This is a genomic window from Variovorax sp. 01T439_2 (assembly GCF_056398445.1).
Genome location: NZ_JBFTPJ010000181.1, coordinates 1 through 7,772 on the forward strand (window position 1 = coordinate 1; position 7,772 = coordinate 7,772).

Sequence of the window (7,772 nt, forward strand, 5' to 3'; positions counted from 1 at the left end):
CTGATCGGCGTGCTGCCGGGCATCGGCCCGGTCGCGACCATCGCGATGCTGCTGCCCGCCACCTACGCGCTGCCGCCCGTGTCGGCGCTGATCATGCTGGCCGGCATCTACTACGGCGCGCAGTACGGCGGCTCGACCACCGCCATCCTGGTGAACCTGCCCGGGGAGTCGTCCTCGGTGGTCACCTGCATCGACGGCTACCAGATGGCAAGGCAGGGCCGCGCAGGCCCCGCGCTGGCCGCGGCGGGCCTGGGCTCGTTCTTCGCGGGCTGCGTCGGCACGCTGATCCTGGCGGCCTTCGCGCCGCCGCTGACCGAGCTGGCCTTCAAGTTCGGTCCGGCCGAGTACTTCTCGCTGATGACGCTGGGCCTGATCGGCGCGGTGGTGCTGGCCTCGGGCTCGCTGCTCAAGGCGGTGGCGATGATCGTGCTGGGCCTCCTGCTCGGCATCGTGGGCACCGACGTGAATTCGGGCGTGGCGCGCTTCAGCTTCGACATTCCTGAGCTCACCGACGGCATCGGCTTCGTGGTGATTGCCATGGGCGTGTTCGGCTACGGCGAAATCATCGGCAACCTCTCGCAGCCCGACGACGAGCGCGAGGTGTTCACGCACAAGGTCAAGGGCCTGTGGCCCACCAAGGAAGACTTCAAGCGCATGACGCCCGCGGTGCTGCGCGGCACGGCACTGGGTTCGGCGCTCGGCATCCTGCCGGGCGGCGGCGCGCTGCTGGCGGCCTTTGCGGCCTACGCGCTCGAGAAGAAGATCAAGATGCGACCCGGCGAGATCGCCTTCGGCAAGGGCAACATCCGCGGCGTGGCCTCGCCCGAGTCGGCCAACAACGCCGGCGCGCAGACCTCCTTCATTCCGCTGCTCACGCTGGGCATTCCGCCCAACGCGGTGATGGCGCTGATGGTGGGCGCAATGACGATCCACAACATCCAGCCCGGCCCGCAGGTGATGACCAGCAACCCCGAGCTGTTCTGGGGCCTGATCGCCTCGATGTGGATCGGCAACGCGATGCTGATCGTGCTGAACCTGCCGCTGATCGGCATGTGGATCAAGCTGCTGACGGTGCCCTACAAGTTCCTGTTCCCGGCGATCGTGCTGTTCTGCGCGATTGGCGTGTACTCGACCAACAACAACACCTTCGACGTGTGGATGGTCGCGATCTTCGGCTTCATCGGCTACCTGTTCCTGAAGCTGCGCACCGAGCCGGCCCCGCTGTTGCTGGGCTTCATCCTCGGGCCGATGATGGAAGAGAACCTGCGGCGCGCGCTGCTGCTGTCGCGCGGTGCCTGGAGCGTGTTCGTCACGCGGCCGCTGTCGGCCGGCCTGCTGGTGGCCGCGGCGCTGCTGCTGGGCATCGTGCTGCTGCCGTCGATCAAGGCCAAGCGCGAAGAAGCCTTCGTCGAGGAATGACCCCGGGGCGAGCCTAGTGCAGTAGTTGCCAGGCCATCCCGGTCAGTGCGGAAGCAAGCACCACCGGGATCACACCGGCCTTGAAGCGGAAGAGCGCGAGGGCCGCGAGGACGCCGATCACGGCGGAAGCGATCTCGAAGGGTCCGGACAGGCCTGCGGGCCAGAGCACGTGGTAGGCGAAGAAGACCGCCAGGTTGACGATCACGCCGACCACGGCCGCGGTGATGGCGGTGAGCGGCGCGGTGAACTTCAGGTTGCCGTGGGTCGATTCGATGAACGGGCCGCCCAGCAGGATGAACAGGAACGACGGCAGGAAGGTGAAGAAGGTCACCACCGCCGCCGCCGCAGCGCCCGCCGCGAACRGCGCCTCTGGACCGAACAGGGCCTGCCCCCAGCCGCCCACGAAGCCGACGAACGACACCACCATGATCAGCGGACCGGGCGTGGTTTCGCCGAGCGCCAGTCCGTCGATCATCTGCGTGGCGCTGAGCCACTGGTAATGGTCGACCGCGCCCTGGAACACATAAGGCAGCACCGCGTAGGCGCCGCCGAAGGTCAGAAGCGCCGCCTTGGTGAAGAACCACGCCATCTGCGTGAGCGCGCCGTGCCAGCCGTACAGCGCCGTGAGTGCGCCAAGGGCGCCGAGCCACAGCAGGAAAAACACCGCCAGCACGCGCGCGAAACGGCCCCAGCCGAAAAGCGCGTGCTGCGGCGTCGGCGTGTGGTCGTCGATCAGCGCCGGCCCGGCCGATGACGCGGCGCCGCCGTGGCCGCCGCCCGCCGCAAAGTACGCCGGCGCGAACCGGCTGCCGAAGTAGCCGATCGCCCCGGCGGCCAGCACGATCAGCGGAAACGGCAGGCGCAGCGCGAAGATCGCCACGAAGGCCGCCACGGCAATCGCCCAGAGCCATGCGTTCTTGAGCACCCGCGAGCCGATGCGCCAGGCCGCGAACAGCACGATGGCCGTCACCGCGGGCTTCACGCCGTAGAGCAGGCCCGCCACGGCCGGCACCTGGCCATAGGCCATGTAGGCCCACGACAGGCCCACCAGGATGAAGAGCGAGGGCAGCACGAAGAGCACGCCCGCCGCAATGCCGCCCCAGGTGCGGTGCATGAGCCAGCCGATGTAGGTGGCCAGCTGCTGGGCTTCGGGGCCGGGCAGCAGCATGCAGTAGTTCAGCGCATGCAGGAAGCGCTTCTCCGAGATCCAGCGCCGGCGCTCGACCAGTTCCTGGTGCATCAGCGCGATCTGCCCGGCCGGCCCGCCGAAGCTGATGAAGCCGAGCTTGAGCCAGTAGGCGAAGGCCTGCCAGAAGCCGATGGGTGCGGGAGGTTCGACAGGCTCTGGCGGCGGCATGCAGGAGGACTTTCGGGTTGGGCTATTTCAGGAATGCGTCATAGGCGGTCTTCAGGATCAGCGCGCTCACCACGACGATGAACACCCCCCGCACGAAACCGGCCCCGTGCTTCAGCGCAACACGCGTGCCCAGCAGGCTGCCGGCCACGTTGGCCACCGCCATCACCAGCCCATAGTGCCACCAGACGTGCCCCTTGAGCGCGAGCAGCAGCAGGGCCGCGGCATTGGTGAGCGTGTTGATGATCTTGGCCGAGGCCGAGGCGTTCAGGAAGTCGTAGCCCATCCAGCGCACGAACAAAAAGACCAGGAAGCTGCCCGCGCCGGGGCCGAAGAAGCCGTCGTAGAACCCGATCGACAGCCCGATGGCGCAGGCCGCCAGGGTTTCGGCCCGGCCGCTGAAGCGCGGCACATGGTTGCGGCCCAGGTCCTTGCGCGCGATGGTGTAGAGCAGCACGCCCAGCAGTACGACGGGCAGCGCGCGGCGCAGGAAGTCGCCCGGGAACACCGTGACGCCCCAGGCACCCAGCATCGAGCCCGCGAAACCGAGCAGCGCGGCCGGCCACAGGGCGCCCCAGCGCATCTGGACGCGCTGGCTGAACTGGGCGGCCGCGGCCGCCGTGCCCCAAATGGACGCGCTCTTGTTGGTGCCCAGCAAGGTGGCCGGCGGCGCGCCCGGAAAGACGGCAAAGAGCGCCGGCACGAGGATCAGTCCCCCGCCGCCCACGATCGAATCGACAAAACCCGCGAGCAGCGAGGCGCCCGTGACCACCAGCATTTCCATGGCGGCGATTGTCGCACCCGGATCGCTATCAAAAAGGGAGCTTCAACCAGAAGCAGGACGGGCGCAAGAGCGCTCTTCGGCCGGCAGAAAATGCCCCGGCGGGAGGGCTGCGGCGGGCAAAAAAAAGACGCCGACCAGCGGCGCCTTTTGAAGTTCAGCACGGCTTCTCGAGCGGAAGCCTTGAAGAATTTTTGTTGTAGACCGAATTTGTCTCCTCGGACCCTCGGCAGTACGAGCTGGGCCCGTTCGCGAGTGGGCAGACTTTAGGCGGTGCACCGCCCCAGTGCATTGGGAATTACCCGCTTTGCCTTACCTCTCGGGGCCGGTTCGCAAACCAAAGTGTTTCGGACCGTTAACGGCATGGCATGACTTGTGCACGCAAGCGCTTGATCCATTCATGGAGGCCGTCATGTCCATGTCCGAAAGCGAACGCATTGCGCTGGCCGCGCGCCTGCACGTGGCGCTCAGGCGAAAGCACGGGCGCGTGACCGACACCGAATGGATGGCCACCAATGCCGAGTACGCCACGGAGATCGTGCGCATGACGCGCGCGCATGCGGTCGAGACCAAGGACGAAGACCTGTACCTGCTCGCCACCCGGCTGGAGCAGGCGATGGAGCCGCTGGCGCGCGCCGCGCGGCTGGCGGCGCGTGCGCCCGACGGCCATCTGCCCAACCCGCTGCCGCGCTATGCGGACGGGCTGGGCTGATTTCTTCTTCAGCCCGCCGCGAGAGCGGCCTTGCGGATCGACTGCAGCGTGCTGGCCGGCGTGATGGCTTCGGGATCGAGCAGGCAATGCAGGATCGCGGGCTTGCCGCTGGCCCGCGCCCGCGCCAGCGCGGGGCCGAACTCCGCGGTGCTGACCACGCGCTCGCCGTGGCCGCCGAACACCTCGGCATAGCCGCGGAAGTCGGGGTTCTTCAGCTGCGTGGCGCTCACGCGGCCCGGGTAGTGCTTTTCCTGGTGCATGCGGATGGTGCCGTACATGGCGTTGTCGAGCAGCACCACGAGGATCGGCAGGCCGTACTGCACCGCGGTGGCGAACTCCTGGCCGTGCATCATGAAATCGCCGTCGCCCGCGAACACCACCACCTCGCGCTGCGGCCACAGCCGCTTGGCGCCCACGCCGGCCGGCAGGCCGTAGCCCATCGATCCGCTGGTGGGCGCCAGCTGGCTCGCGAATGCGCGGAACGGCCAGAAGCGGTGCACCCAGGTCGCGAAATTGCCCGCGCCATTGCAGAAGATGGTGTCGGCAGGCAGCACCTCGCGCAGGTGCTGCATGACCTCGCCCATCTGCAGCGGGCCCGGAATGCGGATGGGCGCCGGATCGCTCCAGCGCAGGAAGTCCTCGCGCGCGGCCTTCGTCCCGGCCTGCCAGGCGGGCGGCGCGGCCGGGCGCAGCGCGGACACCGCCTCGGCAAAAGCCTGCGGCGTGGCGTGGATACCTTGCGCGGGACGATAGAGCTTGCCGAGCTCGTCGGCATCGGCATGCACGTGCACCAGCGCCTGCTTCGGCTGCGGAATGGCKAGCAGCTCGTAGCCCTGCGATGGCACTTCCGACAAACGCCCGCCCACCAGCAGCACGAGATCGGCGTTGCGGATGCGCTCGAGCATGCGCGGATTCGCGCCCAGGCCCAGGTCGCCCGCGTAGCAGGGGTGCTCGGCCGACAGCAGCATCTGGCGGCGGAATGAGCAGTACACCGGCAGCGAGAACGCCTCGGCAAAAGCCGCGAACTGCTGCGTGGCGGCCTCGGACCAGCGGCTGCCGCCCAGGATGACGACCGGCCGCTCGGCCTGCGACAGGCGCTGCTGCAGCTCGGCGATCTGCGCCGCGCCCGGATGCGTTTCGACCACCGCATAGGGCTGCGCATCGGCCATGGTGGCGGCTTCGGTCAGCATGTCCTCGGGCAGCGCGATCACCACCGGACCGGGCCGGCCCGAGGTGGCGACGTGGAAGGCGCGCGAGACCAGCTCGGGCACGCGGGCGGGGTCGTCGATCTGCACCACCCACTTGGCCATGGTGCCGAACACCGCGCCGTAGTCCAGCTCCTGGAAGGCTTCGCGGCCCAGCGCCTCGCGCGCGACCTGGCCGACGAACAGCAGGAGCGGCGTCGAATCCTGGTGCGCGATGTGCACGCCGGCCGCCGCGTTGGTGGCGCCCGGACCGCGCGTGACAAAGCAGACGCCGGGCCGGCCCGTGAGCTTGCCCTGCGCCTCGGCCATCATCGTGGCGCCGCCTTCCTGGCGGCACACCGTCACGTCGATGGCGGCATCGTGCAGTGCATCGAGTACGGCCAGGAAGCTTTCGCCGGGCACGCAGAAGAGCTGCTTGACGCCGTGGGTGATGAGCTGGTCGACCAGGATCTGGCCGCCGGTGCGGGGAGAAGTCATGCTGTGTCCAATGCAATGAAGGTCTTGGTATCTACTCCTTCCCCTCCCGGGGGAAGGTTGGGATGGGGGCAAGCGGCGCTGACCAGGCCGCCGGCGATCGATACGCCGCCTGCCCCCACCCCTGCCCTCCCCCGGAAGGGGAGGGAGAAATGCGAGTTCATTCGAGAGCTTCGCATGCCGCCGCAATGCGTGCACACGCCTCCTCGAGCTGCGCCATCGACGTGGCGTACGAAATGCGGAAGTACGGCGCGAGCCCGAACACGCTGCCCGGCACCACCGCCACTTCGTAGTCCTGCAGCAGGTAGCTGCAGAAGTCGCTGTCGGTCTGCAGCAGCGCGCCGCCGCGGGTGCGCCGCCCGAGCACGCCCGCGCAGCTGGCAAAAGTATAGAAAGCGCCTTCGGGCACGCGGCAATGCAGGCCCGGCGCGCGGTTCAAGGCGGCCACGACAAAGTCGCGCCGCGCCTGGAAGTCATTGCACCGCTCGGCCACCACCTGCTGCGGCCCCGTGAGCGCCTCGATCGCGGCGGCCTGGCTCACCGACGACGGGCACGAGGTCGACTGGCTCTGCACCACCGCCATGGCCGCGATCAGCGCGCGCGGCCCGGCGCCGTAGCCCACGCGCCAGCCGGTCATTGCATAGGCCTTGGACACGCCGTTCACCGTCAGCGTGCGTTCGCGCAGCCGCGGCTCCACGGCCGCGGGCGTGGCGAACGCGTGGCTGTCGTAGAGGATGTGCTCGTAGATGTCGTCGGCCAGCACCCACACCTTGGGATGCCGCAGCAGCACCTCGCACAGCGGCGCGAGCTGCGCCGCGCTGTAGGCCGCGCCGCAGGGGTTGGACGGCGAGTTCAGGAAGAGCCAGCGCGTGCGCGGCGTGATGGCCGCCTCGAGCTGCGCGGCATCCAGCCTGAAGCCATTGGCCTCGCCGCAGGGCACGCTCACCGGCACGCCGCCGCAGATCTGCACGATGTCGGCGTAGGAGGTCCAGTACGGCGCGGGCAGGATCACCTCGTCGCCCGGGTTCAGGCTGGCCATCAGCGCATTGAAGATCACCTGCTTGGCGCCCGCGCCGACGCTGATTTCATCGAGCGCGAAGTCCAGCGCGTTGTCTCGCCTGAACTTGAGCTGCACCGCGGCCTTCATGGCCGGGCTGCCGTCGAGCACGGTGTAGCGCGTGTCGCCGCGTTCCATGGCGCGGGCCGCGGCGGCGCGGATCGGCTCGGGCGTGTCGAAGTCCGGCTCGCCCGCGCCCAGCACGATCACCGGCCGGCCGGCGCGCTTGAGCGCATTGGCATGGTCGGTGATGCGCAGGATCTCCGACACGCCGATGGCGCGCACGCGCTGCGCGGGCTCGAATGCGGAAGCCGAAAGCGCGGAATCGAGAACGGCGGATGTCACTTGGCGTAGGCCTCCAGCGGCTTGTCGTTGGGTTCGGCAATGAGCTGTTTCAGCGCCGCGCTCATCGGCAGGTTCAGGCTGGTGTTCTTCGGCGGAATCGGCGCGACGAACCACTTGGTGTAGATCTTCTCGAGCTCGCCGCTCTTCATCAGGCGGCGCAGCGCGTCGTCCACCGCGGCCTTGAAGGTGGCATCGTCCTTGCGGAACAGCAGCGCGATGGGCTCGGAGCCCAGCGCATCGCCGACGATGCGGTAGGCCGACGGATTCTTCGCGTTCGCGATGATGCCCGCGAGCAGGTTGTCGTCGAGCACGAAGGCATCGGCGCGGCCCGACTCCATCAGCAAAAAGCTTTCGAGGTGGTCCTTGCCGAGCATGGTGGTGATGGTGGTGTTCTGCGCGCGCTCGCGCTTGCGCAGCAGCTGCAC

7 protein-coding genes are annotated in these 7,772 nt (G+C 68.6%); 2 read left to right on the plus strand and 5 right to left on the minus strand.

The features are described 5' to 3' along the window. On the plus strand, nt 1-1,419 hold a 1,419-nt coding region (locus tag AC1DOC_RS11050), incomplete at its 5' end, for a tripartite tricarboxylate transporter permease (RefSeq protein WP_478079550.1). Between the two features lie 13 nt (nt 1,420-1,432). Here the strand turns inward: AC1DOC_RS11050 and chrA are convergent. Both chrA and AC1DOC_RS11060 read right to left on the minus strand, forming a co-directional pair. Then, entirely contained in the window at nt 1,433-2,776 is a 1,344-nt protein-coding gene (gene chrA / locus AC1DOC_RS11055) for a chromate efflux transporter (RefSeq protein WP_478129796.1), read from the minus strand. 22 nt (nt 2,777-2,798) lie between these two features. Further along, complete coding sequence (locus AC1DOC_RS11060) at nt 2,799-3,557, minus strand: sulfite exporter TauE/SafE family protein (RefSeq protein WP_012745478.1); 759 nt, start codon at nt 3,555-3,557, stop codon at nt 2,799-2,801. A 409-nt stretch (nt 3,558-3,966) separates the two neighbouring features. Here AC1DOC_RS11060 and AC1DOC_RS11065 point away from each other — a divergent pair, with 409 nt between their 5' ends. After that, the gene (locus tag AC1DOC_RS11065; RefSeq protein WP_012745477.1) at nt 3,967-4,266 is read left to right on the plus strand and encodes a hypothetical protein; all 300 of its coding nucleotides are present in this window, start codon (nt 3,967-3,969) and stop codon (nt 4,264-4,266) included. An 8-nt stretch (nt 4,267-4,274) separates the two neighbouring features. Here the strand turns inward: AC1DOC_RS11065 and AC1DOC_RS11070 are convergent, their stop codons facing one another. The 3 genes from AC1DOC_RS11070 to AC1DOC_RS11080 form a co-directional block, all read right to left on the minus strand. Then, nucleotides 4,275-5,948 (minus strand): thiamine pyrophosphate-binding protein, encoded by a 1,674-nt coding sequence (locus AC1DOC_RS11070; protein WP_478079552.1) that lies wholly within the window; start codon nt 5,946-5,948, stop codon nt 4,275-4,277. A 157-nt stretch (nt 5,949-6,105) separates the two neighbouring features. Beyond that, complete coding sequence (locus AC1DOC_RS11075; protein WP_478079553.1) at nt 6,106-7,347, minus strand: pyridoxal phosphate-dependent aminotransferase; 1,242 nt, start codon at nt 7,345-7,347, stop codon at nt 6,106-6,108. After that, the coding region (locus AC1DOC_RS11080; protein WP_478129797.1) for a transporter substrate-binding domain-containing protein at nt 7,344-7,772 on the minus strand (429 nt) is incomplete at its 5' end. The genes AC1DOC_RS11080 and AC1DOC_RS11075, both read right to left, overlap by 4 nt.

What these genes read in the sequence shown, in the direction of transcription:
- AC1DOC_RS11060 (WP_012745478.1), bottom strand. Translation starts at nt 3,557, where the DNA reads ATGGAAATGCTGGTGGTCACGGGCGCCTCGCTGCTCGCGGGTTTTGTC.
- AC1DOC_RS11065 (WP_012745477.1), top strand. Translation starts at nt 3,967, where the DNA reads ATGTCCATGTCCGAAAGCGAACGCATTGCGCTGGCCGCGCGCCTGCAC.